This is a genomic window from Treponema endosymbiont of Eucomonympha sp. (genome assembly GCF_001028545.1).
On record NZ_BBPW01000729.1, the window covers coordinates 1 to 355 of the forward strand.

The window sequence follows — 355 nt, forward strand, 5'->3', positions numbered from 1 at the left end:
TGGCGCGGCAGCCCCGCCTCGAAGAACTCGCCGCCCGGCACGGTGTGAAAATCCTGACGGTGGGCGGGCTGGCCGACTGGAGGCGGCAGCACGATTGCCCGCCTCCCGCCGATCCCGCGTACACTCCCGCCCCGCCCGCGGGGCGGCTGGCGGAGAGCCGACTCCCCACCGCCGCCGGGGGCTTCCGCGTTATCCTGTACGACAACCTCGGCAAGCCCGACCAGCCCCACCTCGCGCTGGTTTCGGAGGCGCCCTTCGACCCTGCCGACGCGCTGGTGCGGGTGCATTCCGAGTGCCTCACGGGGGAGACGCTGAAGTCGAGCCGCTGCGACTGCGGGGAACAGCTTGAAGCGGC

1 pseudogene is annotated in these 355 nt (G+C 72.7%); it reads left to right on the forward strand.

What is annotated here, in order from left to right:
- Nucleotides 1–355: pseudogene (locus AWU74_RS08785) on the forward strand (hypothetical protein); the annotation flags it as partial.